The sequence below is a fragment of the Brotonthovivens ammoniilytica genome (genome assembly GCF_025566885.1).
GTDB lineage: Bacteria > Bacillota > Clostridia > Lachnospirales > Lachnospiraceae > Brotonthovivens > Brotonthovivens ammoniilytica.
The window spans coordinates 122159-148483 of sequence record NZ_JAOQJQ010000001.1; the positions used below are offsets into that span (position 1 = coordinate 122159).

The window sequence follows — 26325 nt, forward strand, 5'->3', positions numbered from 1 at the left end:
GCAGGCGGAAAATGTACTTTGCACATTCTTTTTATAGCCTTTCCAGAGAAATGATAAAGTATACACAGTGAATGAATCTCTTTGGAAGCTAAAGAAAGGCAGTACAATTTTTAAAATACCTGCGCAGTATTCTTTCGATGAGCGTTTCTTTACACATTCCTGAAGTTTCATTATAATTCTATATAAAGACAATTATTAGAAAATTCGCCTCTGCACCCGGGCAGTCCTTATGCTTCCAGCAAAGCTGCTGCGGATCTTCTGGCGCTTTCTTATTTCAAAACACATGGGCTGTTGATTACCATAAGCAGATGTTCCAATAATTATGGCCCCCGCCAGTTTGTAGAAAAACTAATACCTCTGATGATTAAACAGGCTCTTAAGGACAAACCGCTGCCTGTTTACGGAAATGGTCAGAACATCCGGGACTGGATTCATGTTACAGATCACTGCAGAGCCATTGATCTGATTGTACATTCCGGCCGTCCGGGGGAGGTCTATAATATCGGAGGGAACTGTGAAATCAGAAATATAGAGATTGTAAAATTTATCTTAAGATATCTGAATAAATCGGACAGTCTGATTACTTTTGTGCCGGACCGGAAAGGACACGATCTGCGCTATGCAGTGGATTTTTCCAAAATAGAAAAAGCATTTGGATGGCGTCCGGAGATCTCCTTTCAGAGGGGGATGGAGGAAACCATCCAGTGGTATGTGAAACACTGGTAATTCTGCCTAATTTTCTATCCATACTATATCGTGCACTCTGCTGAATTTTCAATTTTACCGTCAATTTTGCTTACGAAGAAATTTTTAAGATGTTATACTTTGAAATTACAGCGGCAGGGCCGCCTGCACTGGCGGACTGCTGAAGGTAATGCAAAATGGAGGTATTATGAATGAAAGAAAATAGGCTGCCGCAAAGCGGCAAAGAAGGTATTTTGTATGGAAGTGTGATCTGTATCATTACAGTATGTATTATGCTGATATTAAACATAGGAACATCCTTTGGAACTTTAAATCAAAAAGCAGTGTGGATTTCTATTTTAAAAGCACTTCCCTTGATCTGGGTTGTAGCTATGCTGCTGGAAAGCTTTGTGATCGGGCGCCTGGCGGGGATTTTAGTAAAATGTTTTTCCCAAGCTTCTGACGGGTTTAATGCTAGAATTTTATTTAATATTCTGTTTGTAGTTCTTGGAATGTCGGCTTCTATGACTGTGATCGGGCCATTGATTTCCGGGGAATCATTTTTAGATGTTCTTCTGGCATTTCCGTCTCACTGGCCGAGAAATTTCTGCGTGGCCTTCTGGTGTGAGATCTGTCTGGCTCAGCCTGCAGCCAGAAAAGTTATGAAACTGATTCATGCCCGTCAGGAGAAGCGCAGTAAGGAGGAGCCGGTATGTGAAGCATAGTGGAAAATGTAAAATCGGGAATCTAAAAAGAAATTTGTATGATATGCTGTTTGTCTGGAATAAGCCGCAGAAAAACGTATAAAACTATAGGTATGAAAAATCAGGAGGTTATTTATGAGTGTCAAAATAAAAAATATCAGCCAGGCAGAAGTGCTGGTGTTAAAAGATCAGATTTCCTATCAGGACGGACAGGTGGTCAGCAAAACACTGGCGCAGAATGATGCTTTAAGTATCACTTTATTTTCCTTTGCCAAAGGGGAGGAGATCAGCACCCATGAATCCGGCGGTGATGCTTTTGTTACCTGCCTGGATGGTGTGGGAAGGATTACCATTGACGGTGAGGATTATCTGCTTCAGCAGGGAGAATCCATTATTATGCCTGCAGGCCATCCCCATGCGGTACATGGTGAAGAGGCTTTTAAGATGCTGCTGGTGGTTGTATTTTAAAGACCTGCTCTGGCAGGAGAAATGCCCTAAGCTTTGTGCATAAAACTGATACACAGATGAAAGAATCTGAATATAAAACACATTTTGTTTCAAGAAGCAGAATGTGTTTTATTTATTAGTAATACTTATAAAAATAAAAATATATACAAAAAGAGATTATAAATCATTTGTTTTTTTCTACACAGATGGAAAGGGATGCTCGTTGACTTCTGATTTTTACATGTATTATACTGTACTTACATGGGAAACTAAATTTATATAATATAGATAAAAAGGAAGGATCAGCCATGAGTGTTCAGGAATTAAAACCAATCAAAGAAGGTAAAGTACGTGAGGTATATGATAATGGGGACAGCCTTATCATTGTTGCAACAGACAGGATTTCAGCTTTTGATGTGATTTTGAAAAATAAAGTTGAGAAAAAAGGCGCGATTTTAACACAGATGTCTAAGTTCTGGTTTGATTATACCAAAGACATTCTTCCAAATCATATGATTTCTACTGATGTAAATGATATGCCTGAATTTTTCAGGAATGAAAAATACGATGGGAACAGCATGAAATGTCAGAAACTGAATATGCTTCCGATTGAGTGTATTGTGCGGGGTTACATAACAGGCAGCGGATGGGAGAGCTATAAAAAGACAGGAACTGTTTGCGGAATCCAGCTGCCGGAAGGATTAAAAGAGTCTGAAAAGCTGCCGGAACCGATTTATACTCCTACTACAAAAGCAGAGCTTGGGGATCATGATGAGAATGTGACATTTGAAGAGAGTGTTGAAATTCTTGAAAAGATTTATCCGGGCAGGGGAGAGCAGTATGCGAAAGCCCTGAAAGACTATACCATCGGCTTATATAAAAAATGTGCGGAATATGCTCTTAAAAAAGGTATCATTATAGCTGATACAAAATTTGAATTTGGTCTGGATGAAGAAGGAAATATCATACTCGGAGATGAGATGCTGACACCGGACAGCTCCAGATTCTGGCCATTAGAAGGCTATGAAGCAGGAAAGGGACAGCCTTCCTATGACAAACAGTTTGTGAGAAACTGGCTGAAAGAAAATCCTGACAGCGATTATCTGCTTCCGGAGGAAATTATTGAAAAAACAGTGGATAAATATAAAGAAGCTTATGAACTGCTGACTGGCGAAAAGTTTGCCTAAATGCAGATGATGGAGAAGTTTATGGATAACAATTTGGTAATGAATACGGAAGTTTGCGATGAAATTCATGAGGAGTGCGGCGTATTTGGGATCTATGATCTAGACAGACATGATGTGGCTTCCACAATATATTACGGCCTGTTTGCACTGCAGCACAGAGGCCAGGAGAGCTGTGGTATTGCAGTCAGCGATACGTATGGACCCAAGGGAAAAGTACAGTCCTACAAGGGAATGGGCCTGGCCAATGAGGTCTTTACCCAGGAGAATCTGGAAAAAATGAAAGGCGATATTGGTGTTGGACATGTCCGCTATTCCACCGCGGGCGCATCTACCATTGAAAATGCGCAGCCCCTTGTTTTAAATTATGTGAAAGGAACACTGGCGCTTGCTCATAATGGTAATCTGATCAATGCCAATGAGCTGCGGCATGACCTTGAATATACAGGGGCTATTTTCCAGACAACCATTGATTCTGAAGTTATCGCCTATCATATTGCCAGAGAACGTCTGAAAACAGGAACCGTTGAGGAGGCAGTCCGAAGAGCAGCCTCAAAAATGCGGGGGGCTTATTCCCTGGTTGTTATGAGTCCTAGAAAACTGATTGGTGCAAGAGATCCTTATGGATTTAAACCTCTTTGTATCGGAAAGCGGGATAACGCTTATATTATTACTTCAGAGACCTGCGCCCTGGATACCATTGGTGCAGAGTTTGTCAGAGACGTGCTGCCGGGAGAGGTTGTGACGATTTCACAGGATGGACAGATCTCTTCAGATACATCAAATTGTCTGCCCAAGGGCCAGGAGGCAAGATGTATTTTTGAGTATATTTATTTTGCCAGACCGGACAGCCGGTGTGACGGCATCAGTATTTACGAATCCCGCACAAGAGCCGGAGCCTTTCTGGCCCAGGATTCACCGGTGGAGGCAGATCTGGTAGTGGGAGTTCCGGAGTCGGGTAATCCCGCCGCCCAGGGGTATGCCATGGCATCGGGGATTCCATATGGCACGGCCTTTATCAAAAACGGTTATGTGGGAAGAACCTTTATTAAGCCAAAACAGAGCAGCCGTGAGTCTAGTGTGCGGATTAAACTAAATGTACTGAAAAAATCGGTGGAGGGCAAACGGATTATTATGATTGATGATTCTATTGTCAGGGGAACCACCTCCGGAAGAATTGTAAGTATGCTCCGGGAAGCCGGTGCCAAAGAGGTGCATGTCAGAATCAGTTCGCCGCCATTTTTGTGGCCCTGCTATTTTGGAACGGATATTCCGGCCAGAGAGCAGCTGATTGCCTATAATAAAACCATTGACGAAATCTGTCAGGAGCTTGGCGCGGATTCTCTTGGATATCTGAAGGTTGAGCGTTTAAGTGAGCTTGTTGACGGACTTCCTATCTGTAAGGGATGTTTTACCGGGGAATATCCTATGGAGCCCCCAAAAGAAGATATCCGCGGTGAGTATGAAAAATAGCGACAAACATATGAGGAGAGAACATTATGAGCAATGACAGATATACAAGCCCGTTGTCTGAGCGGTATGCCAGCAGAGAAATGCAGTATATTTTTTCACCGGAAATGAAATTTAAGACCTGGAGGAAGCTGTGGATCGCTCTGGCAGAAACGGAAAAAGAGCTGGGACTTGATATTACAGATGAGCAGATCGAAGAATTAAAAGCACATCAGGATGATATTAACTTTGAAGTGGCAAAAGAGCGTGAAAAAGTTGTCCGCCACGATGTTATGTCTCATGTGTACGCTTATGGCGTGCAGTGTCCAAAGGCCAAGGGAATTATTCATCTGGGTGCCACCTCCTGCTATGTGGGAGATAATACGGATATTATTCTGATGTCAGAGGCGTTGAAGCTGGTGCGGAAAAAACTGCTGAATGTAATTGGAGAGCTTGCGGCATTTGCTGATAAATATAAAGCCCAGCCTACCCTTGCATTTACGCATTTTCAGCCTGCACAGCCCACAACAGTTGGAAAACGGGCTTCCTTATGGCTCCAGGAGTTTCTCATGGATCTGGAAGATCTTGATTATGTCAGAGGCTCCCTAAAGCTGTTAGGCTCTAAGGGCACCACAGGTACCCAGGCAAGCTTTCTGGAACTGTTTGAGGGAGACCAGGAGACTATTGATAAAATTGATCCTATGATTGCGGAAAAAATGGGATTTAAAGACTGTTATCCGGTTTCCGGACAGACCTATTCCAGAAAAGTAGATACCCGTGTGATGAATGTAGTGGCCGGGATTGCAGCCAGCGCTCATAAAATGTCAAACGATATCCGTCTGCTGCAGCATTTAAAAGAAGTGGAGGAGCCATTTGAAAAGAATCAGATCGGTTCATCCGCTATGGCCTATAAACGGAATCCTATGCGCAGTGAGAGAATTGCTTCCCTGTCCAGATATGTGATGATTGATGCGTTAAATCCGGCAATCACATCTGCGACACAGTGGTTTGAGAGAACGCTGGATGATTCTGCCAATAAACGGCTCAGCATTGCAGAAGGTTTCCTTGCTATTGATGGAATTTTAGATCTGTGTCTGAATGTAGTGGATGGCCTGGTTGTTTATGATAAAGTAATTACAAAGCGTCTTATGAGCGAACTTCCGTTTATGGCAACAGAGAATATTATGATGGATGCAGTGAAAAAAGGCGGAGACCGCCAGGAACTCCATGAGAAAATCCGTCAGCTGTCTATGGAGGCAGGAGCCAATGTAAAACAGAATGGCCTTGACAACAATCTGCTGGAACTGATTGCCAATGATTCGGATTTCAATCTGTCCCTGGAAGAACTGAAAGCCGCTATGGAACCCTCAAGATATACGGGCCGTGCAGAAGTTCAGGTGGATGCGTTTATAAAAAATGTAGTGAATCCTGTTCTGGAAGCAAATCGGGAGCAGCTTGGAATGAAAGCTGAAATTAATGTATAAAATCCGGTATGTAAAATCGGGCACATAAAACCTGACACATAAAACCTCCTTTGTCTGTTTATACTAAAAATAACGGAGCTTACATAGGCTCAGAACTTATTTTTGTATATCAGATGAAGGAGATTTTTTATGTCAGTAAATTTGCAGATTATGGATGTATATGCCAGAGAAATTTTGGATTCCAGAGGAAATCCTACAGTAGAAGCAGAGGTGAAGGTCAGGGACGGAGAGCATATTGTTACCGGCAGAGCAGCTGTTCCCTCCGGGGCCAGCACCGGTTCTCATGAGGCCGCAGAACTCAGAGACGGCGAGGCAGACCGGTATCATGGAAAGGGTGTGCGCAGGGCGGTGACCCATGTCAATACAGAAATCAAAAAAGTACTTTTAGGGGAGAATGCCTGTAATCAGTTAAAGATTGACTATATTTTAAGAACTACGGATGGAACCGATAACAAAAACCGTCTGGGAGCCAATGCAATTCTGGCGGTTTCTATGGCCTGTGCAGACGTATCTGCGAAAGCGCTGAACCTGCCCTTGTTTCGTTATCTTGGGGGAGTATTCGGGGTTCGTATGCCGGTACCTATGATGAATATTTTAAACGGAGGCAGACATGCCGCCAATACAGTGGATTTCCAGGAATTTATGATTATGCCTGTTGGCGCTGTAGATGAGCACGGAACTTTTGTTTTCCGGGAGGGGCTGCGCTGGTGTGTGGAAGTTTATCAGGAACTGAAAAAAATTCTGGAACAGGAGGGGCTTTCCACTGCGGTGGGTGATGAAGGCGGTTTTGCCCCGGATATTAAAGATGCTGATGAGGTGTTTTCCTATCTTATGAGAGCGGTCAGAGCCGCCGGATATGAACCGGGAAGGGAGATTGCATTTGCCATGGATGCCGCGGCCAGTGAGCTGTATCATTCAGAATCCGGGATGTATCATTTTCCGGGGGAGAGCCAGTGTAAAGTAAAAGAGCTGCAAAAAGGAAAGGAAGAGCTTCCGGATACTGTATCAGGCTCTGTTATGAGAAGTACAGTGGAACTTATCGAATATTATGAAAAACTGGTGGATAAGTATCCGTTGATTTCTATTGAAGATGGTCTGGATGAAAATGACTGGGACGGCTGGCATGAGCTGACGGCCCGGCTGGGAGACAGAGTGCAGCTTGTGGGAGATGATCTGTTTGTAACGGACGTAAAAAGAGTGTTGTATGGAATCGAGAGGAAAGCGGCCAATGCAGTTCTTATTAAGGTAAACCAGATCGGTACGCTTTCGGAGGCTATGGAAACCATTGTCAGAGCAAAGCAGGCGGGATATCATGCAGTAGTTTCTCATCGCTCCGGAGAAACAGAGGATACGCTGATAGCAGATCTGGCAGTGGCGTTAAACTGTGGGCAGATTAAAACCGGAGCGCCCTGCCGGGGTGAGCGCACCGCCAAATATAATCAGCTGCTGAGAATTGAAGAAGAAGTTGGAAGTATTATGAAAGACTTTTAATTCGGCAGAATTTTTGTGAAAGATTGTTACAGTTATAATTGCAAAGACTTTTAGAGCAATAGGACTTGTATATTTTTCCCTTTTGTGTTAGACTATAACAGTTATATGTAGAAGATATCTACCGGAGGTAAAAATAATGGAAATCGCAAGAACGATTATTATGATTATATTTATTATTTTGAGTATCGCAATAACAGTTATCATTCTGATGCAGGAAGGAAAGTCCGGGGGACTTGGCGCCATTGCCGGAGCAGCAGATTCCTACTGGGGGAAAAACAAAGGACGTTCCATGGAAGGTGTTCTTGTGAAGCTTACCAGAGTGTTTGTAGTATTATTTCTTTTGATCGCTGCATTTTTATGTATCGCAAGATTTGCATAGAGAATAGATGAGACTGTCGTGGATGCGGCAGTCTTTTTTTGACAGGGGGAAATAAATGAATCAGGAGTTATTAAAAGAGAGAAAAAAGGTTATTTACGATTTTATCTGCGATGAATTGTATGTACCTATGAAAATAAAAGAGATGGCGGTACTGCTGAACATTCCAAAGAAACAGCGGTATGAGCTGCAGGAGGTACTAGATGCGCTGGAAGCGGAAGGTAAGATTGAAGTTTCGGTTAAGGGGAAATACAAGAAGGCTCAGAATGCACTGCTTACCGGAGTGTTTGAGTCCCACTCCAGAGGCTTTGGTTTTGTGACAGTGGAGGGGGAAGATGAGGATATCTTTATTCCGGAGAGCAAAGTCCACGGAGCGCTTTATCATGATACCGTGCAGGTGGCTCTGCGCCCCTCCAGGGGCAGACGCCGGGAAGGTGAGATTGTTCATATCATTTCCCATGGACTGACCAGTGTGGTAGGAACCTTTGAGAAATGTGGGAATTTTGGTTTTGTGCGCCCGGATAATCAAAAGATTGCCATGGATATTTTTGTACCGTTAGAAAGGTCTAAGGGAGCGGTAGATGGGCACAAAGTAATGGTTGAGTTTACTTCTTATGGAAAACCGGGTAAGAAACCCGAGGGAAAGATTGTGGAGATCCTTGGTCATAGAAATGATCCTGGGGTTGACATTTTATCTATTGTAAAAGAATTTGATCTGCCCATGGCGTTTTCAGATAAAATCTACCATCAGGTGGAAAACGTGGCCAAAGATGTGTCTGCGGCGGACCGAAGCGGAAGGGCTGATTTCAGAGATCTGCTTACGGTAACCATAGACGGTGAGGATGCCAAAGATCTGGATGATGCGGTAACCGTTTCCAAAGAAGATGGCTTCTATCAGCTGGGAGTTCATATCGCAGATGTGGCCAATTATGTTCAGGAGCACAGCGCTCTGGACGTGGAGGCATTAAAGCGGGGAACCAGTGTTTATCTGGTGGACCGTGTGATTCCCATGCTGCCTCATCAGCTCTCCAACGGGATTTGTTCCTTAAATCAGGGAGAGGACCGGCTGACTTTAAGCTGCATAATGAAAATTGATGCAAAGGGTACGGTGGTAGATTATAAACTTGCGGAAAGTGTTATCAATGTAGACCGCAGAATGAGCTATACAGTTGTAAATAAGATTGTTTCAGAGCATGACCCAGAGCTTTGCAGAGAATATGAAGATTTTGTTCCTATGTTTGAGCTGATGAAGGAGCTGGCGGATGTCCTTCGGGCAAAGCGTAAAGGGCGGGGCTCCATTGACTTTGATTTTCCTGAGTCCAAAGTGATATTGGATGAACAGGGCAGACCTGTAGAAATTAAGCCATATGAGAGAAATGCGGCCACTAAGATTATTGAGGATTTTATGTTAATCGCCAATGAAACGGTAGCTCAGGACTTTTTCTGGAGAGAGATTCCTTTTGTGTACCGGACCCATGAAAATCCCGATCCCGAGAAAATCCACCGGCTTAGCACATTTATTAATAATTTTGGATATCATATTCATACCGGGGGGGATGATGTTCATCCAAAAGAGCTGCAGAAACTTCTTACAAAGATTGAAGATACACCGGAGGAGGACCTGATTTCCAGACTGACACTGCGCTCCATGAAACGTGCGCAGTATTCAGTAGATTGTGTGGGACATTTTGGCCTGGCAGCCCAGTATTACTGTCACTTTACATCTCCCATCCGCAGGTATCCGGATCTTCAGATTCATCGGATTATTAAGGAGACACTCCGGGGAAGAATGAAAGAAAATCGGATGGAGCATTATCAGGCAGTGCTGCCGGAAGTAGCAAAGCAGTGCAGCAGTCTGGAACGGAGAGCCGACGAGGCGGAGCGGGAGACTATAAAACTGAAAAAGGTTCAGTATATGTCAGAACGCATCGGTGAGGAATTTGAAGGAGTAATCTCCGGGGTAACGGCATACGGGCTGTATGTAGAGCTTCCTAATACGGTAGAGGGAATGATTCATATTACTGCGCTGGAGGATGACTATTTTGAATTTCGGGAGGAGACCAGTGAAATGATAGGAGAGAATACCGGAATCTGTTATAAATTGGGCCAGCGGGTAAAAATCCGCGTAACGGGCACTGATGATCTGCTGCGTACTATAGATTTTGAGCTGGCGGATGAATAGAATAAATACAAAAGAAGCAAGACAGCTGTATTGTATGAACATTTTGTGGACAGCGCAGCAGCCTGGTTTTAAAAGAATCATCAAAATATGAAAATATAATAAAAACCATTGCAAAATTTTGTAAATCGTGTTAGTTTTGAATAGCCAAACAGAGGAATGTAAGGGAATTGATATGGGAAAAGACAGCGTAAAATTAATAGCAAATAATAAAAAAGCATATCATGATTATTTCATTGAAGAGACTTATGAAGCCGGCATCAGCCTTCACGGAACAGAAGTCAAATCTGTCAGGATGGGAAAGTGCAGTGTGAAAGAGTCTTTTATCCGAATTGAAAACGGTGAAGTAGTCGCATATGGGCTTCATATCAGTCCCTATGAAAAGGGAAATATTTTTAACCGGGATCCTCTTCGGCCCAAAAAACTGCTGCTGCACAAATCAGAGATTAACAAGATATCCGGGAAAATTTCCGAAAAGGGTTATACTCTGGTTCCTTTAAAAGTATATTTTAAAGGGAGTCTTATCAAAGTTGAGATCGGGCTGGCGAAAGGCAAGAAGCTGTATGACAAGAGACAGGATATTGCCAAAAAAGATCAGCGCCGGGAGGCAGAACGCAGTTTTAAAGTACAGAATTTATATTAAATTTTGTTTATCTTTCCGGGGGTGTACTGGTTTCGACGGGGTTTTAGAAGCTTTAGAAGCGAGCCGCAGGAGATGCGTCAAATCTCAAACCTAAATATAAACGCTAAAAACGAAAAATTAGCATTAGCTGCAGCTTAATTGCAGCTTGCCTGCCTTAGAGCACCCGCACTTTAAGAATCAGGTATCGACCATGTGGGAAACGACTTATGCAAAGCTTTGCGCATAAGGGCGTATTATGAAGCTACTGAAACCAAAAACCTGTTTCTGGGTGTTTGGCCAAGGGAATGTTAAAACAGAAACTACGCTCGTAGAAGGACAGTAGATAGAATTTCGGACAGGGGTTCGATTCCCCTCACCTCCATTGAAAACCCCTGATTTTTCGGGGGTTTCTGAAATTTTGGTATCATTGGGGTATCATATAGGGTACCGGACATATGCCCGCTGAAAATAATATCAGGAGGAAATCCTGCATATATGGCATCGCTGAATTTGGCGGTGTTTTTTATATATTAGGAGAGACTGAAATGCCAAAAGAGATGGATTTTTTTACTGGAACATATTGAACGGATTGAGAATGCATATGAAGATATTGACAGATTGATGAGTGAAAGAGGTGATTCCATATAATTATTATCGCATGTGTGGATGAAAATCTTGGTATGGCATTTCATAACCGCCGCCAGAGCCGCGATCGTGAAGTGACAAAGCGAATTCTTCAGATCTGTGGAAAGAAAAAGCTGTGGATGGAGCCGTACAGTGAAAAACTGTTTGCAGAGGAGCTGCCAGAGGTGTGGCAGAGCAGTGAAGGGTTTCTAAAGCAAGCAGGTGACGGAGAAGTTTGTTTTACGGAGAGAATTTCTCCCAATGAAGCAGTGGAAAAAATAGAGGAACTGATATTGTTTGAGTGGAACCGGACTTATCCTGCAGACCTGAGACTGAATCTGAATTTGTCTGAATGGAAGCTGGCAGAGCAGGAAGACTTTCCGGGTTTTTCCCATGAAAAGATTACACAAAAAAGATATATAAAAAAGAGGTAGGATATGAAAATACGCAGGATGAAATGGATGGGACTTGCAGCTGTAATTGTCAGTTTCGGGCTTTTGGCCGGCTGTGGTTCTTTGGAACATACAAAAAATGCCGCTAATACAGGCGGAAATAAGAACCAGTGGGAAGCATCCCAAGACATAGAGAAAGAAGCAGTTTCTTTATCTGAGATCCCGGAATATGACGGAGAACCTTATATTGAGATTAACAGCAATGAGCCGGATTTTACAGAGGATGAACTAACAACGCAATCTTTTGAAGACTACAGCGATCTGGATGAACTTGGAAGATGCGGTGAAGCAAATGCAAGTATCGGGAAAGATCTGATGCCAACTGAAAAACGGGGAAGTATCGGCCAGGTAAAGCCTTCTGGATGGCATACGGTGAAATATGATATTGTAGATGGCAAATATCTTTATAATCGGTGCCACCTTATCGGCTATCAGCTGACAGCGGAAAATGCCAATGAAGAAAATCTGATAACCGGTACCAGATATATGAATGTAGATGGAATGCTTCCTTTTGAAAATATGGTGGCAGACTATGTAAAGGAAACCGGGAATCACGTGATGTACCGTGTGACACCCATATATCAGGGGGATGATCTGGTTGCCAGCGGCGTACATATGGAAGCGATGTCTGTGGAAGATCAGGGAGAAGATATCAGTTTCAATGTATATGTGTATAATGTACAGCCGGGAATTACCATAGACTATTCTGATGGGGACAGCAGTGTAAGCAGTGAAAAAAATGAAAATCAGCAGTCCGGTCAGGATAAAAAGCAAATAGAAGAAAAAAAGGATACTTCCGGTCAGTCCCAGGAAAAGGTGGAAATCAGAGGAAATAAAAATTCCAAAATTTATCACTGTAAAGGCCAGGCAGCTTATGAAGAGATGGAAGACTCTAAAAATCTGGTGGTGTTTTCCTCGGAACAGGAGGCGAAAGACGCCGGATATCGAAAAGCAAAACGATAAAAAGTGCTGCCGGATAAAAGCTGTTATGATTTTCTGTTATTAGTGTGATAAGCAATAGGGATTTAAAGAAAAGATTTGTTTCTGATAAAATAATTAAAGTAAAAAGAAAAGTATATAGTACCAGTTGGTTTGTGGTATTTAAGCAGTTTATCGGGAATTGGTAAAATTATGAGGTGCAGAAAGTGACAATAAAAGAAATTTTAGATAGAAGCAGTAAAATAGATCAGTTTTGCCAAAAGTATTCCCTGGCAAACCAGGAAGTAAACATCTTTGGGACATTGAAGTATGAAGCGGAGAACATTGGGGAATTAATGGAAAATGTAATTTATGTTACAGATACTGAGAAACTTCCTAAAAAGCTGCAGGGAACAGGATATTATAACTTTTTAATATGTGTAAATGATCTAAGTAAAAACCTTGATCTTTCTAATATGATCAAATCCAGGTGCAATATATTATTTACACTGCAGAAAAAGGATGAAGCTTTGTCTAAAGTAGAACATATATTATTTGATGAGCGCAGAATAGAGTCTGCTATGAGACGTATTACAGAAGCTTTGTTTGCATCCGGGCTGAAAAAAATGATAGAGGTTGGAGCTGAGCAGATTAAATGTCCTTTGATGCTGGTAAAAAGCTCTGGTGAAATTATTGAAAAAAATATTGGGATCGTACCAGAGAATATATGCGGGCAATTTAAGCGCTTTTGGACAGAGAATACGGCAGATGGATTAATATCTCTGGCAGATAATTGTGAAGAAGATACCGAATATTTATCTTCGAAAAGAATTCCGGGAGCTCGTGTTTTTCAATTATTTGATGGAAATATAATGGTGATTGTACTTCCAATTCGGATCAGTAAAATTGAGGTTGGAAAGCTTTTTGGTTTTTTTGAACCTGGAGAATTTCCAGGTTTAGAATGTGAACTTTTGTATAGACTGTCTTTGGTGATTGGGGATGAATTGCAAAGACATAACAATTATCATATCGGAAGGCGGCAGAGATATATAAATTTTATGTGGATGATTTTGGAGGGAAAATATCCAAATATGCAGGCTATTCAAAGTTCTATGGATGAGCTGGGAATTTCCTTTAAAGGAAAATGCAGAATCTGTGTGCTTCATATTGTTAATGACAATGATGAATTAATTTATATCAATGATATGCTGGATATTATAAGTTCACAGGTTGCTGCCAGAATGCCTCATGTATTATGGATTATACATAATAATGAACTGGTACTGTTATTTAATATTGAAAAGAATGCAGATATTTCCGATGCAGATTATAATTTTTTATATAAATTGACAAAGGATAATAATATTTCAGCAGGTATGAGTTACGAGTTTTATTCCCTGGCAGGAGCAGGACAATTATACTGGCAGGCAAAGCAGGCCGCAGAGTTTGGACATGAACTTTTAGGAAAGCGATTGACTAAGTTTGAAGAAGTATCTCATTTTTCAATGTTTCAGCTGATTCAAAAAAACATGGATCCCATGGTGTATGTTGATCCAGGGCTGATGCAGCTGTTGAATGAAGGGAAGGAAAATGTGCATGAATCTTTTAATACTCTGTATTGGTATTTGAAGTATGGAGGAAACACAAATGAAGTTGCAGCTAAAACTCATATGCACCGCAATACGGTACTCTATCGTGTAGATAAACTTCATCAAAGAATGAATTTTGATTTGAATAATGGAATTTCTGTAATGAAATTAATGTTATCATTTGAGATTTTAAAATATTTAAAATTGTTTCAGCCTGATGAATAATCAGAAAAAATAAAAAATGCCCCGGCAGCAGGAAACAGTGAATACTGTAAGAAATGCTGTCGGGGCTTTTTTTGTTTTGCGAGACTTGAATTGTATTTGTATGAAATGAACGGCAGACATTGTTTTTCTGCACAAAAATAAGCGGTAATGCCTTGAGTTTTTAAGATGTAGTTACATTGTTGTAACTAATGTTCAATGTTATATTTTGAATAACAAAAACAAAAATGTAAATTTATACATTGAAAAAATGAAAGGAAAGGGTAAGTGATATGACAATCCAGGAAGAAGTATGCCAGGCGCTGGCAAAAAAATGCGCGGAAATTTTTAATGTGAATGAAGCGGATTTGGGGCCGGAAACCAGATTTGTGGAGGACTTGGGAGCAAAATCAACAAACTACGTGCAGCTGAGCGCGATGCTGGAAGACATGTACGACCTGGAAGTTCCATATATGGAATTTCACAGAAAGAAAACTTTTGCAGAAGCAGGAGAATATATTAACAGTTTATTTGATTAGGATACCGAAGAGGAGAAAACAGCAATGAAGAAAGACTATAAGGTATTCGTAATCAATCCGGGTTCCACATCAACAAAAGTTGCGATGTTTGAGAATGAGAAGAAAATTTTTCAGACGAATGTAGACCATCCTGTCAGTGAATTGGATAAATGCCAGGAAATACCTGATCAGCTGCCCCTTCGGCTGGGGACGATAAAAAACGCGTTGACGGATGCCGGCGTAAGCCTGGATGGAATTGACGCCATTGCAACGCGTTCCGGCAGTCTTGCGGGCCTGGAGGGCGGCGTATATTCTGTTAATGAGAAGCTGTTGGAGGACAGTTTTACAAATAAATATGTAAAACATCCGAATTCACTGGGACCTACGATTGCGAAAAAACTGCAGGAAGAATACGGAGGAGAAATATTCTGCGTAAATCCTCCGGATGTAGATGAATTATGTGATTACGAAAGGGTCTGCGGTTTTCATGAATTTGCCCGTGTCAGCAGAGGGCACCCGTTGAATCATAAAGAAAACTGTATTCGGTATGCACAGACACAGGGAAAAACCTATGAGGAAATGAATTTGATTGTGTGCCATCTTGGCGGTGGGGTTACTGTAGGGGCACACCAAAAGGGGAAGATGTTCTGCGTAAACGATGGCATTAACGGCGACGGTCCGATGGCGCCTACCAGAGCAGGATGGCTTCCGGCGACATCATTGGTTAAAATGTGTTTTTCGGGAGATTATGCAGAGAAGGAAATTATGGACCGCATTACAAAGAAAGGAGGATTAATAGACCATTTAGGAACGGCGGATGCTAGAGAAATTGTCTCCAGAATAAAAGAGGGAGACAAGTATGCGGAGTTAATTTATAATGCATTTATCTGGCAGATTGCCAAAGCAGTTGGCGGCTGTGCGGCTGCAATGAAAGGAGAAGTTGACGCAATTATTTTGACGGGGGGTATTGCTTATGACACATATCTGACAGGTCATTTAAAAGAATATATCAGCTGGATTGCTCCGGTTGAGGATTCCCCGGGAGAATTAGAAATGGAAGGTCTTGCGTCAGGAGCCATACGTGCTATGGAAGGAGTTGAGGAGATAAAGGTCTATACAGGTATTCCTGTATGGTCAGGATTTTCTTGTGCACCTGTGTTTCATGGAGATAAAAGTAGTGTAAGGTATTATTAATATAAAAGAATTGGGGGATAAAAATGAATACATCAAAAGGTTCTGTTAGTCTAAATTTTGGAATCCGTGGTTGGCTGGTTATTATATACTGTTTTTTATCTTTTGTAATCGGGGGAGCGTTTCTTGGAGTTTGGCAGATCACCATCACAGAAAATGCGCAGACATTGGGTTGGAATACAACAGCATTATTTTCTCTGACAAATGTGGCCGGTATTATCATGTGCTTATTTGAGATGTGGCTTAGCCGAATGCTTATAAAAGCAAAGGTGAATATTGCCAGAGTTGGTATTATTATGTTTGCCATTTATGTAATTGCCTGTCTGATTATGCGGCTGGCAATTACAGATGTCGTGATTTTTAACCTGATGTTCGTTATTTGTTATATTACGACAAACGGACAAAGTATGATGGTAAACGGTGTTCTGGTAGGAAACTGGTGGCCAAGACGCCGTGGAATGGTAATCGGCCTTACGACGGTGGGGGTACCTGTGGGAAGCGCCTTTGGAAATGGTTTCTACATGGCATTTGCCAAAATAGCAGGTCCGCAAAATGTATACTTTATTTATGCACTGGCAGGATTGGTCATTTGTGCGCTTGGCATATTCTTTATCCGTTCTTATCCGGAACAGGTAGGCGCGTATCCGGATAATGATAAGACACTGGACAGGGAGGCAATGAAAAAAGAGTTTGCCAAAATGCAGGAAATGCAGAAGAGGAATCCGTGGAATTTGAAAAGAATTTTAAGTACGCCGCAGGTATGGCTGATTGTTCTGCTGGGCTTTGTTACTTTTAATTCCAACGGAATCTTTATGATGCAGTCCATGAACCGACTGGTTGTATATGGACCGCTTGAAATGCCGGAAGCAATGGTACTGATGACAATCGCCAGCGTGGTGGCAATTTTCGGTTCTCCGTTGTGCGGAGTGATTGATTCTAAATTCGGCACTAAGGTATCGGCTGTCTTTATCTGTATTTTAGCGTTGGTATGTACTGTTTTGCAGCTTCCAGGAACCTATACTTCGATTATGATAGGTATGATTTTCTTTGGTATTGTAATGGGAGGCGCTTCCAATGTGGTGGTAAGTCTGGCTTCCGATGCATTTCCAAGAGATTCGTCAGGCAGGGCATTTTCCATTATTCAGCCGGTTATGCATTTGATTACAATGGGAGTGAATGAAATGTATCTGCTGATAGGCGGAAAAGTACATAATTATATGCCGGTATATGCGATATATATTGTTCTTTTGATTGTGACAATTATTATTTTTGGCGCTAAATATAATCCGCAGATTGTGAGGGATCTGGACGCAAAACTAAAAGCAGAATGTAAATAATCGGCGGCAGAATGGAAAGGAAAAAGGAAGATAAAAATGAAAAAAATTACGGCATTTTGCGCTGGACGCAGAAACGGAAACAGTGAAACCTTTACCAAGGCGGCGTTGATGGCCGCAGAGCAGGCGGGAGTGGAGGTAGAATTAATCCGTTTGAATGAATGTGATTTGAAACCATGTTTGGGATGCCCCACAGCACCTTGTCTGGTAAAAGGACCTGATTGCTGTCCCCATCATGACGACGGAGCCTGGCTGGTGGAAAAACTTCTGGACTGTGACGGATACCTGATGGCAGCGCCGGTATGGTGCCTATCACCGGCGGGAATTGTATCTGTGTTTCGGGATCGTGTCATTGGTCCGAAATTGGACCCGCAGGGATTTAAAATGTTTGGAAGAGTTCCGGAATGGGTAAAAGGAAGAGTAAAAGAACGTCCCGGCGCGCTGATTTCTGTAGGTGGCGCGGGAACTGAAAACTGGACGAGTCTGGGACTTCCAACATTATATACAACAACATTTACGCCTCAGACAAATGTGGTAGACCATATGAATGTAACGGAAGTTGCAGATATGGGAGCTGCGGTACTTCGTGATGATTTAATAGAGCGTGCCAAAAATCTGGGAGAGCATCTGGCATATGCAGTGCTCCATATGGACGAAGAACCTGCAAAATGGATGGGAGACGACACGCCCACAGCATGTCCGAACTGCCATCAGAATCTGTTAATTATGCATCCGGGCACTAATCAATGTGAGTGTGCGGTATGCGGGAAATTTGGCACGGTTTCCATGACTGATAATAAGCTGTCTTTTGTTTTTGAAGACACCGATATCAATGACAGACTGGCTCCGGCGGGAAAACTGACACATGGACAGGAGATTTTCCGGATAAAAAGGGAAATTTATGAGCCGAATAAAGAAAAAATTCCGGAAAAGTGGCAGCCATATAAAGATTATAATGCGTGTATAACAACGGCGCCGTCCAGACAGAAAGCATAAACATAATTTATCAGGGACCGCATTTGGCGGTCCCGTTTTTAATAGGAGGAATATTATGAATCAGAATTATCCAAATTTATTTCGCTCATTGACAATAAGAAATCATACATACAGAAATCGTATCCAGACAGCGCCTACGATGTTTGCCCAGGCATGTTTTATGCCGGATATAGCAGAAAATGTTATGCGCATGATAGAATGCCGCGCGGCTGGCGGAGCCGCGGCGGTCTGTGTTGGAGAAGTAGGGGTTAACAGCAAAGAGGGTTCCTGTTTTAATCTGGTGCCGGTAGATTATAAAGAACATAGCGGAAAATTTTTTGATGCTGCGGCACAGTATGCGCGGCGAATAAAAAAGCATGGCGCTTTGGCGTTTGCAGAATTCAGTCATGAGGGACAGGATGCGAATCAGTTGGCGTTTAATGCTATCTGGGGAGGAACAGACAATTCTTCCGGTCATGTGGCATACGGACCGGTAGATTTGGTGAGACCGGACGGCGGCGTGGTAAAAGCATTTGATGAAGAAAGCATGGAGGCTTTGTGCCGGGACATGGAACATTGCTGTTCTTTTATGAAAGCAGCCGGGTTTGACGGAGTTCTTTTGCACGGGGGACATGGATTTTTGATTCAGCAGTTTATATCCCCCCTTTTTAATAAGCGTGAAGATGAATATGGCGGCAGTATAGAAAACCGCGCCAAATTTCCAATCCGTATTTTTGAAGCTATGCGCAAAGGGCTTGGAGAAGATATGATTTTGGAACTCCGGCTTAGTGCGGAAGATAAGCTTCCGGGAGGAATGACAATAAAAGACGTTGTAGAATTTGCAAAACTGATTGACGGAAAAGTAGACGTATTCCAGGTATCTTGCGGAATCAAGCTGATGGGCAATCGAACCAATACATTTTCTGATATGTATGACATTCATGGCGTGAATGTAGAGTATGCCAGACAAATTAAGGCTGTCATGAAAAAGACAAAGGTTTCCGTTATTGGCGGATTAAACGACCCGCAGCAGTGTGAAGAAATCATTGCCGCCGGCGCGGCAGATTTAGTGGTTCTGGGGCGACAGGCGTTTGCGGATCCTGAATTTGCAAATAAGGCGGCTGCCGGAAAAGCGGATACGATCCGCAGATGTGTCAGATGTTTCCAGTGTTATCCGGGAGCCCCGGAACATGAAACGGATGTAGATATTTTCCATGATTTATCACCGGAAGAAGCGGCGAAAGCATCCTCTCCGGCGTCAATGGGAAAGTGTGCGATTAATCCGCACAGCAATCTGGCGTTATACGAAGATGAATATCCAGCGCCGGAGCGCTCCAGAAAAGTATTGATTATCGGCGGCGGGGCAGGCGGTATGCAGGCGGCGATAACCGCAAAGGCAAGAGGGCATAAGGTAATAATATTTGAGCGCAGCGACAGGCTTGGGGGTATTTTGAATTTTACGGATTATGACAGCTGCAAAGCAGACCTGCATAATTTTAAGGAGCTGTTAATCAAAGAGGCAGAAGAAGCGGCAGATGAGCTGTACCTGAATCAGGCGGTCACAAAGGAAGCTATTGACAATATAAGTCCCGATTATGTAATGATTGCAATCGGTTCCCATTGCTTTCCGCTGCAGATCGCAGGAAGTGAAAAAATGATGGATGTACTGGACGTATTTACAGAAAATCCTGTGATTGGTGAAAAAGTAGTCATTATAGGCGGCGGTAATTCCGGTTGCGAAACAGGAATTTTGCTGGCTGAAATGAAGAAAGATGTGACTGTATTGGAGATGGCGAATCGACTGTCTCCATCCTGTATGGGATGTTACCGGGCGGCAATGATTGATGAAATGGATAAGCGGGGAGTAAAGTATGCAACCGAAGTTCGATGTACGGAAATAACCGACGCAGGTGTAAAAGCAGTTGGCAGAGACAATCAGGAATTATTTTATCCGGCGGATACGGTAATAAATGCATGCGGAATGAGCGCAAATGCAACCGAAGATATTGAAAAAATGTGCGGGCAGATTCCGTATATGAAAATCGGGGACTGCGAGCATGTAGGAAAAGTCGGGGACGCAGTAAGCGCAGGGCATATAGCGGCATTAAAAATAGTATAACATGCTGTATGCGCAGGATTACAAGGAGAGGAGAAAATGGTATCAATTACGATTGACGGGCGCAGGCTGGAAGTAGAAGAGGGAAAACATATTTTGACCTGCGCTCTGGAAAATGGGATATATATACCGCATTTGTGTCACCATCCGGCGCTGCCGGAAAACGGCTCCTGCAGGATGTGCGTAGTGGAAGTAAAAGGGGAAGCGCAGCCTGTGGCAGCCTGTCTGCTTGAGGCAGAAGATGGGATGGAGATTATCACCAGAAGTGAAAGACTGACACATTTGCGGACGCTGGCGATGGAACTGCTTCTTTCCGGACATCCGGAAGATTGTTCCAGCTGTCCCAAATATGGAAACTGTGAATTGCAGACATTAATTTTATATATTGGCGCAAGTAACAGCCGGCTGCAGTCACGTTCCAGAGGTATGAAAATAAACGAAGAAAATCCGCTGCTGATTCATGACATGAATCGCTGCGTTTTATGCGGACGGTGTGTGAGAGCGTGTAATGATTTGCGGGGCGTGGGAGTATTGCAATATACAAAAAAGGAGCTGGAACTGTGTGTGGATACACTTCACGGCAAATTATTGAAAGAAGAAAACTGCCGTTTTTGTACAGCCTGCGCGCAGGTCTGTCCTACAGGGACGATACGGGACAAGGTACAGCTGATGAACACGGGCCTTAAAAAAGAAGACGCGTATGTACCATGCCGTTACACATGTCCGATACATACAGAAATTCCTAAATATATTCGTTTTGTAAAAGAAAAAAATTATGATGCGGCAGCAGCCGTAATCCGTGAAAAAGCGCCTTTCCCAAAAGTATTGGGATATATATGCAGTCATGTCTGCGAAAGTGAATGCAGACGGGGCGAGGTAAACGAGCCGGTTTCCATCCGCAATATAAAACGCTATGCGGCGGAAAAAGATACCGGAAAATACTGGAAAGGAAAGGGGAAACAGCTGCCGGATACCGGGAAAAGTATTTGCGTGGCAGGCGCCGGACCTGCAGGTCTTACGGCAGCTTATTATCTGCGCAAGCAGGGACATACGGTAAAAGTAGCAGAAGCACTTCCGGAAGCGGGAGGAATGATGCGTTATGGAATCCCGGAGTATCGGCTTCCACGAAATATAATAGCGGAAGAAATACAGGTTATTTTGAACCAGGGAGTAATCCTTGAAACAAACAGACGAATTGAGCAGCCTTTAACTTTGAAAAAAGAGTATGATGCGGTACTGCTGGCAGTAGGAACACATCAGGGAATAAGACTTCCGATAGAGGGAAGTAAACTGCCGGGCGTTCTGCTGAATATTGACTTTTTAAGAAAAGTTTCTATGGGTGAAAAGGCGGATATCGGCGAAAAAGTAATTGTTCTTGGCGGCGGGAATGTGGCTTTTGACTGTGCCAGAACAGCCAGATGTCTGGGAGCAACAGAAATATCTCTTGCCTGTCTGGAATCCCTGGACAATATGCCGGCCGATAAAGAAGAAATCCAGCAGGCAAAAGAAGAGGGAATAAACATATATCCGGCGCGGACTTTTGAAAAAATTACGGGAACAGAAAATGTAACCGGCGTGGATTTTATGAAAGTGAAAACTTTTACCTTTGATAAAGATCACAAAGCCGTAATTGAAAAAGAAGAGCATTCGGAACATCATATCGAGGCGGACACGGTTATCTTTGCCGTGGGACAGCGAAATGCAATGGAAGTTCCAGAAGATACAGAGGGCGTTTTTGCGGCGGGAGATGCAGTATACGGGACAAAATCTGTGGTACAGGCGATTGCCGCCGGCAGAAATGCAGCAGTGGAAATTGATAAATATCTTGGAGGAGACGGTGACATTTCGGAGCGCTTTGCACCGGAACAATCTCCAAACCCATGGATTGGGAAAATAGAGGACTTCCCTCAGATCCCCAGGGTAACATCCAAAATAATAGCCCCAAAACAGCGTGCAGATAATTTTGGACAGATAGATTATGGTATTTGCGACGGAGATATCTGCAGAGAAACGCAGCGGTGTCTTCAGTGTGATTTGCGGCTGCAGATAGAGGATGCGCAGTTATGGAATCAGTTTGCAGAAAGGCAGGGAGAGTAGGCGATGAAATTACCGAAAGACATTCAGAATATCCCGCCAAAGGAAATTATAAAAACGATTGAAGCAGCGAATCTGTGCGATTTTGGCGTATATCCGAAGCGGTTGAAAGATAAAATACTGGCTGCTGAAAAAAGGAAAAAAAGATGCAGCAGTCCACTGACAGTCATTACTGCTGTTCATAATAATGATTTTACAGATGCATATTTACGGCTGCTTTTGCAGAACACACAGGAAATTTTGGACGGGATGGCGATTTTGGCATGGGGAATCCAGGCGGAAGCAATGATTTTGCAATTACCTCAAAGATGGCGGCAGACGACGGCAGAAGTAAAAGCATGGGCAGAAAGCCGGGGGATTTGTGTACAGTATGGAATGACGGATATGCGGCAGTGCCGCGGGCAGATGGTGGTGCATATAGCGGCAGCCCTGGATATAGCACAGGTTTTTGCGGGAAATTATAAAGTAGGAACGTATCTGAGTCTTTGCAGAGACGGTATATGCGAAATTTCAGAAAAAGTACCCTATGGCACCACCGTGCGTCAAATCCTGAAAGATACGGAAAATATAGAGTTTTTCAGTATAGGACAGCGTATTTATAAACCGGAGGAAGCAGATATGGAGCTTACAGAAGAAGTACCTGTTGAAAACGGTGTCATTACCTGCTGGTCCAAAAACTGCTGTGTGATTCAGGAGGCGGAAAAAGTGCTGTTGAAGCTGCGGACGGAAAGCTGCGGGAAATGTACGTTTTGCAGAGAGGGTCTGATTCAGATACACAGTATTGTCAAAGGAATTTTACAGGGAAAAGGCGAGTTGGAAAAACTGGATATTATACGGGAAATTGCACAGGCAATGAGTTTTTCCAATCAGTGTTCCGTGGGTCAGTGCGGAGCAGAATTTGTGGTTGGAACAATGGAAAAATTTGCAGACGACTATGAATCGCATATTGTGAAGAAAAAGTGCCGTGCACAGAAGTGCAGCGCCTTTTTGCAGATTTATATTGACCCATATAAATGTACCGGATGTATGGAGTGTATGGATGTGTGCGAGGCAGACGCCATTGAGGGAAAGGCGGGATATATTCATATGATTGATGAGTTTGAATGTACAAAATGCGGAAACTGCATGGAAGCATGCGAGGAACAGGCTGTTAAAACCGTTGAGGGGAGACTGCCAAAACTGCCCGCCCGGCTTACAAAATGCGGCAGGTTAAAAAGGCATTAGACAGTCTCGCAGAGGGCATAGGCGATGGCATAATCTGTGTCGTAAGACAAAGAAATATGGATACGGTGAATCTGAAACTGATTTGCCAACTGGAGGGCGTTCCCGTGTAAAGTGACAGAGGGAATGCCCTTTTCATCTGTCAGAATTTCAATATCATTCATCTGGATGGAGTCCGGATGAATCTGCAGAGCTTTAAAAACCGCTTCTTTTCCTGCAAAGCGGGTGGCATACGCCCAATATGGAGCCGGCTGTCTTAAGATAAACTGACGCTCCTTTTGCGTAAAAACTTTCTGGAAAAATGGATCGTCGGGGTTATTTTCGTAAAGCGTTTGTATTCGTTTGATGTGCAAAATATCTGTACCTGTACCGTGTATCATAAATACCTCCCATCTTTGTGAGCAGAACCAAAAACATGTATTTATTGTAAAAGTAATTTGGAGAGCCGTCCAGTGCTTTTTTAAAAATCCGGGGCTAGAATTGTATTATGAAAAATTATCAGTCAGAACAGACGGGAGGAAAGACGAATGAATCTCATGGACAAAATATATAAAAAAGCAAAGGAAAAACCTCTGCGGGTAGCGTTTCCCGAAACGGAAGAAGAAAAAATTCTGCTGGCGGCAGCAGAATGCGAGCAGAAAGGTTATTGTATTCCGGTGCTGGTAGGAAAAAAAGAAGAAGTGCTGGAACATGCCGCAGGTTTCGGAATAAATATAAGCGATATGGAAATTGCAGACAGTTCGGATGAGGCATGGCTGGATGGCGTAATCGCAGAATATGTCAAAATAAACAGTATTTTCAGTGCAAAATCTATGAAACGAAAATCAAAAGACGCTATGAATGTGGCGTTGATGCTGCAGGCGCTTGGAATGGTAGACGTAACCTTTGCAGGAATGGCGCACACAACCGGCGATGTGGTTCTGGGCGCCCAGACCTTTATCGGTATGCAGGAGGGAATCACAACGCCGTCCAGTATCGGTATCGGAGACTTTCCGGATTATACCACGTCGGAGGGAAATCTGCTAATTTTTGGAGACAGCGCCGTGTGCCAGAATCCATCGTCAGAAGATCTGGCAAGCATTGCTATCTCAACCTGTGAGACGGCAAAAAATCTGCTTGGATGGGAACCGAGATGTGCGCTTCTTTCTTTTTCAACAGACGGAAGTGCACAGGGAGAACTGGTGGATAAAGTATTGGAAGCAAAAAGAATCGCCAATGAGCAGAGGCCGGATTTGAAAATTGACGGAGAGTTTCAGTTTGACGCCGCGGTTGTACCGGAAACTGCTGCAAAAAAAGTAAAGCGTGCAAGTGAAGTGGCAGGCAAAGCCAATATTGTTATCTGGCCGGACTTAAATGTCGGCAATATTGGCGTAAAGCTGATGCAGCAGTTTGGCAAGGCGGACGCATACGGCCCCTGTCTTCAGGGATTTAAAAAAATTGTATGCGACTGCTCCAGAAACGCCCCGGTATCAGAGATTGTAGGAAATGTAGCAATCTCTGTTGTGCGGGCGCAGGCGTATCTTTAAGCAACGGCGGAAGCGAATGCGATAGAATTCAGTTTTTCATCTGCTTTAGCGCCTCTGGAGGTCAGAATAACAGGAGCTTTGGCGCCGACTACAATTCCGGCCATAGATGCCCTGCAGGTTACTTCCAGGCATTTGCCCAGGATGTTGCCGGCATGAATATTAGGCTGAAGCAATACATCGAAGTCTCCGCAGTAAGGGGAATCAAAATGTTTCAACCGGGCGATTTCCTTACTGATGGCAATGTCGTAGGAAATGGGACCTGCTACATGGCAGCTGCCCAGCTCATTTTTTTCACACATCTCCTGAAGTGTACGCGCATGGACGGTTTCGATAATTTTAGCATCCACGGATTCCTTACAGCAGAGACATGCAACATTTGGAGATGTATAACCCAGCTTATGAAGCGCGTGAACGGCATTCAGGAGAATCTCCTTTTTCTGGTTTAAATCCGGATGCGCGCACATAGCGGCATCGGTATTAATAACTAATTTGTGATAACCGGGAATGGACTGCAGCGCTATGTGAGACATGATGCGTCCCGTTCCAAGCCCTGTCTGGCGATTTACAACAGGACGGAGAAAATCAGAAGTTTCCAGCATTCCTTTCATAAGCAAATCGGCGTCTTTACTATGAATGAGCTGTACAGCCAATTCGGCGTCGGTCATATGAGCGGAGGGTTCTTCTATTTGGAAATCTTTCGGGTCTGCCTGGAGCTCATTTAACAGAGCGGAGATTTTGCTTTTACTTCCGATAAGCAGAGGGCGGGCAATCTGTTTTTTTGCTGCTTTCAGCGCCGTTTCCAGAATATGCCTGTCAGCGGCAGAAACAATCGCAACCGTACGCTGCCGGCTGGCATTGGATGCAAGGTTCGTAAGTTCAGTAAAATTATGTAATTCCATATTCCAATTCCTTCTTTCATTTTTTGAGAACATTATAGAATCTGGAA

Annotated in this window: 22 protein-coding genes, 1 other RNA gene and 1 pseudogene; 22 read left to right on the forward strand and 2 right to left on the reverse strand. The window is 43.2% G+C overall.

The features are described from left to right. Positions 1-198: 198 nt before the first annotated feature. The 21 genes and pseudogenes from OCV88_RS00585 to OCV88_RS00685 all read left to right on the forward strand — a co-directional run. A pseudogene (locus tag OCV88_RS00585) lies at positions 199-726 on the forward strand (dTDP-glucose 4,6-dehydratase); the annotation flags it as partial. Positions 727-896: 170 nt separating this feature from the next. Continuing rightward, positions 897-1409 carry a DUF2798 domain-containing protein gene (locus OCV88_RS00590; protein ID WP_158423711.1) on the forward strand — a complete coding sequence of 171 codons (513 nt, stop codon included), beginning with the start codon at positions 897-899 and terminating at the stop codon, positions 1407-1409. Between the two features lie 114 nt (positions 1410-1523). Next, a complete protein-coding gene (locus OCV88_RS00595) occupies positions 1524-1856 on the forward strand; it encodes a cupin domain-containing protein (RefSeq protein WP_158423712.1) in 333 nt (110 codons plus the stop codon). Positions 1857-2143: 287 nt separating this feature from the next. Then, entirely contained in the window at positions 2144-3022 is an 879-nt protein-coding gene (locus OCV88_RS00600; protein WP_158423713.1) for a phosphoribosylaminoimidazolesuccinocarboxamide synthase, read from the forward strand. A gap of 21 nt (positions 3023-3043) precedes the next feature. Further along, entirely contained in the window at positions 3044-4492 is a 1449-nt protein-coding gene (purF, locus tag OCV88_RS00605) for an amidophosphoribosyltransferase (protein WP_330671896.1), read from the forward strand. A gap of 26 nt (positions 4493-4518) precedes the next feature. Beyond that, positions 4519-5952 carry an adenylosuccinate lyase gene (purB, locus tag OCV88_RS00610; RefSeq protein ID WP_158423714.1) on the forward strand — a complete coding sequence of 478 codons (1434 nt, stop codon included), beginning with the start codon at positions 4519-4521 and terminating at the stop codon, positions 5950-5952. 129 nt (positions 5953-6081) lie between these two features. Continuing rightward, positions 6082-7443 carry a phosphopyruvate hydratase gene (gene eno, locus OCV88_RS00615; protein WP_158423715.1) on the forward strand — a complete coding sequence of 454 codons (1362 nt, stop codon included), beginning with the start codon at positions 6082-6084 and terminating at the stop codon, positions 7441-7443. Positions 7444-7579: 136 nt separating this feature from the next. Continuing rightward, positions 7580-7822, forward strand: coding sequence for a preprotein translocase subunit SecG (secG, locus tag OCV88_RS00620; RefSeq protein WP_158423716.1), 243 nt, complete (start codon positions 7580-7582; stop codon positions 7820-7822). A 55-nt stretch (positions 7823-7877) separates the two neighbouring features. Beyond that, positions 7878-10001 carry a ribonuclease R gene (gene rnr, locus OCV88_RS00625; RefSeq protein WP_158423717.1) on the forward strand — a complete coding sequence of 708 codons (2124 nt, stop codon included), beginning with the start codon at positions 7878-7880 and terminating at the stop codon, positions 9999-10001. Between the two features lie 172 nt (positions 10002-10173). Beyond that, positions 10174-10641, forward strand: a complete 468-nt coding sequence (smpB, locus tag OCV88_RS00630; RefSeq protein WP_158423718.1) for an SsrA-binding protein SmpB — start codon at positions 10174-10176, stop codon at positions 10639-10641. Positions 10642-10658: 17 nt separating this feature from the next. After that, positions 10659-11005, forward strand: a transfer-messenger RNA (tmRNA) gene (ssrA, locus tag OCV88_RS00635). A 295-nt stretch (positions 11006-11300) separates the two neighbouring features. Beyond that, the gene (locus tag OCV88_RS00640; protein WP_262590556.1) at positions 11301-11678 is read left to right on the forward strand and encodes a ribonuclease Z; all 378 of its coding nucleotides are present in this window, start codon (positions 11301-11303) and stop codon (positions 11676-11678) included. A gap of 3 nt (positions 11679-11681) precedes the next feature. Continuing rightward, the gene (locus OCV88_RS00645; RefSeq protein ID WP_158423720.1) at positions 11682-12659 is read left to right on the forward strand and encodes a DNA/RNA non-specific endonuclease; all 978 of its coding nucleotides are present in this window, start codon (positions 11682-11684) and stop codon (positions 12657-12659) included. Between the two features lie 182 nt (positions 12660-12841). After that, on the forward strand, positions 12842-14428 hold the full coding sequence (locus tag OCV88_RS00650) for a PucR family transcriptional regulator (RefSeq protein WP_158423721.1): 1587 nt from the start codon (positions 12842-12844) through the stop codon (positions 14426-14428). A gap of 269 nt (positions 14429-14697) precedes the next feature. Further along, positions 14698-14943: an acyl carrier protein gene (locus tag OCV88_RS00655; protein WP_158423722.1), complete on the forward strand. Its 246-nt coding sequence runs from the start codon at positions 14698-14700 to the stop codon at positions 14941-14943. Positions 14944-14967: 24 nt separating this feature from the next. Further along, positions 14968-16116 (forward strand): butyrate kinase, encoded by a 1149-nt coding sequence (gene buk / locus OCV88_RS00660; protein WP_158423723.1) that lies wholly within the window; start codon positions 14968-14970, stop codon positions 16114-16116. A gap of 23 nt (positions 16117-16139) precedes the next feature. Further along, positions 16140-17450, forward strand: a complete 1311-nt coding sequence (locus tag OCV88_RS00665) for an MFS transporter (protein ID WP_158423724.1) — start codon at positions 16140-16142, stop codon at positions 17448-17450. Positions 17451-17486: 36 nt separating this feature from the next. Continuing rightward, positions 17487-18443, forward strand: a complete 957-nt coding sequence (locus tag OCV88_RS00670) for a flavodoxin family protein (protein ID WP_158423725.1) — start codon at positions 17487-17489, stop codon at positions 18441-18443. Between the two features lie 55 nt (positions 18444-18498). Beyond that, positions 18499-20541 (forward strand): oxidoreductase, encoded by a 2043-nt coding sequence (locus OCV88_RS00675; protein ID WP_158423726.1) that lies wholly within the window; start codon positions 18499-18501, stop codon positions 20539-20541. 36 nt (positions 20542-20577) lie between these two features. After that, complete coding sequence (locus OCV88_RS00680; RefSeq protein ID WP_158423727.1) at positions 20578-22635, forward strand: FAD-dependent oxidoreductase; 2058 nt, start codon at positions 20578-20580, stop codon at positions 22633-22635. A gap of 3 nt (positions 22636-22638) precedes the next feature. Further along, positions 22639-23856: an NADH-ubiquinone oxidoreductase-F iron-sulfur binding region domain-containing protein gene (locus tag OCV88_RS00685; protein ID WP_158423728.1), complete on the forward strand. Its 1218-nt coding sequence runs from the start codon at positions 22639-22641 to the stop codon at positions 23854-23856. On the opposite strand, the gene acpS is transcribed toward OCV88_RS00685, so the two are convergent. Next, on the reverse strand, positions 23853-24233 hold the full coding sequence (gene acpS / locus OCV88_RS00690) for a holo-ACP synthase (RefSeq protein WP_158423729.1): 381 nt from the start codon (positions 24231-24233) through the stop codon (positions 23853-23855). The genes OCV88_RS00685 and acpS overlap by 4 nt on opposite strands. Before the next feature lie 147 nt (positions 24234-24380). Here acpS and OCV88_RS00695 point away from each other — a divergent pair, with 147 nt between their 5' ends. Further along, the gene (locus tag OCV88_RS00695) at positions 24381-25379 is read left to right on the forward strand and encodes a phosphate acyltransferase (protein WP_158423730.1); all 999 of its coding nucleotides are present in this window, start codon (positions 24381-24383) and stop codon (positions 25377-25379) included. Here the strand turns inward: OCV88_RS00695 and OCV88_RS00700 are convergent. After that, the gene (locus OCV88_RS00700) at positions 25376-26278 is read right to left on the reverse strand and encodes a phosphate acyltransferase (protein ID WP_262590557.1); all 903 of its coding nucleotides are present in this window, start codon (positions 26276-26278) and stop codon (positions 25376-25378) included. The genes OCV88_RS00695 and OCV88_RS00700 overlap by 4 nt on opposite strands. Positions 26279-26325 lie beyond the last annotated feature (47 nt).

What these genes read in the sequence shown, in the direction of transcription:
- OCV88_RS00645 (WP_158423720.1), top strand. Translation starts at nt 11,682, where the DNA reads ATGAAAATACGCAGGATGAAATGGATGGGACTTGCAGCTGTAATTGTC.
- OCV88_RS00700 (WP_262590557.1), bottom strand. Translation starts at nt 26,278, where the DNA reads ATGGAATTACATAATTTTACTGAACTTACGAACCTTGCATCCAATGCC.
- OCV88_RS00595 (WP_158423712.1), top strand. Translation starts at nt 1,524, where the DNA reads ATGAGTGTCAAAATAAAAAATATCAGCCAGGCAGAAGTGCTGGTGTTA.
- purB (WP_158423714.1), top strand. Translation starts at nt 4,519, where the DNA reads ATGAGCAATGACAGATATACAAGCCCGTTGTCTGAGCGGTATGCCAGC.
- eno (WP_158423715.1), top strand. Translation starts at nt 6,082, where the DNA reads ATGTCAGTAAATTTGCAGATTATGGATGTATATGCCAGAGAAATTTTG.
- OCV88_RS00655 (WP_158423722.1), top strand. Translation starts at nt 14,698, where the DNA reads ATGACAATCCAGGAAGAAGTATGCCAGGCGCTGGCAAAAAAATGCGCG.
- acpS (WP_158423729.1), bottom strand. Translation starts at nt 24,233, where the DNA reads ATGATACACGGTACAGGTACAGATATTTTGCACATCAAACGAATACAA.
- OCV88_RS00600 (WP_158423713.1), top strand. Translation starts at nt 2,144, where the DNA reads ATGAGTGTTCAGGAATTAAAACCAATCAAAGAAGGTAAAGTACGTGAG.
- OCV88_RS00680 (WP_158423727.1), top strand. Translation starts at nt 20,578, where the DNA reads ATGGTATCAATTACGATTGACGGGCGCAGGCTGGAAGTAGAAGAGGGA.
- OCV88_RS00675 (WP_158423726.1), top strand. Translation starts at nt 18,499, where the DNA reads ATGAATCAGAATTATCCAAATTTATTTCGCTCATTGACAATAAGAAAT.
- OCV88_RS00670 (WP_158423725.1), top strand. Translation starts at nt 17,487, where the DNA reads ATGAAAAAAATTACGGCATTTTGCGCTGGACGCAGAAACGGAAACAGT.
- smpB (WP_158423718.1), top strand. Translation starts at nt 10,174, where the DNA reads ATGGGAAAAGACAGCGTAAAATTAATAGCAAATAATAAAAAAGCATAT.
- OCV88_RS00695 (WP_158423730.1), top strand. Translation starts at nt 24,381, where the DNA reads ATGAATCTCATGGACAAAATATATAAAAAAGCAAAGGAAAAACCTCTG.
- OCV88_RS00590 (WP_158423711.1), top strand. Translation starts at nt 897, where the DNA reads ATGAAAGAAAATAGGCTGCCGCAAAGCGGCAAAGAAGGTATTTTGTAT.
- OCV88_RS00665 (WP_158423724.1), top strand. Translation starts at nt 16,140, where the DNA reads ATGAATACATCAAAAGGTTCTGTTAGTCTAAATTTTGGAATCCGTGGT.
- OCV88_RS00685 (WP_158423728.1), top strand. Translation starts at nt 22,639, where the DNA reads ATGAAATTACCGAAAGACATTCAGAATATCCCGCCAAAGGAAATTATA.
- buk (WP_158423723.1), top strand. Translation starts at nt 14,968, where the DNA reads ATGAAGAAAGACTATAAGGTATTCGTAATCAATCCGGGTTCCACATCA.
- secG (WP_158423716.1), top strand. Translation starts at nt 7,580, where the DNA reads ATGGAAATCGCAAGAACGATTATTATGATTATATTTATTATTTTGAGT.
- OCV88_RS00640 (WP_262590556.1), top strand. Translation starts at nt 11,301, where the DNA reads ATGGCATTTCATAACCGCCGCCAGAGCCGCGATCGTGAAGTGACAAAG.
- rnr (WP_158423717.1), top strand. Translation starts at nt 7,878, where the DNA reads ATGAATCAGGAGTTATTAAAAGAGAGAAAAAAGGTTATTTACGATTTT.
- purF (WP_330671896.1), top strand. Translation starts at nt 3,044, where the DNA reads ATGGATAACAATTTGGTAATGAATACGGAAGTTTGCGATGAAATTCAT.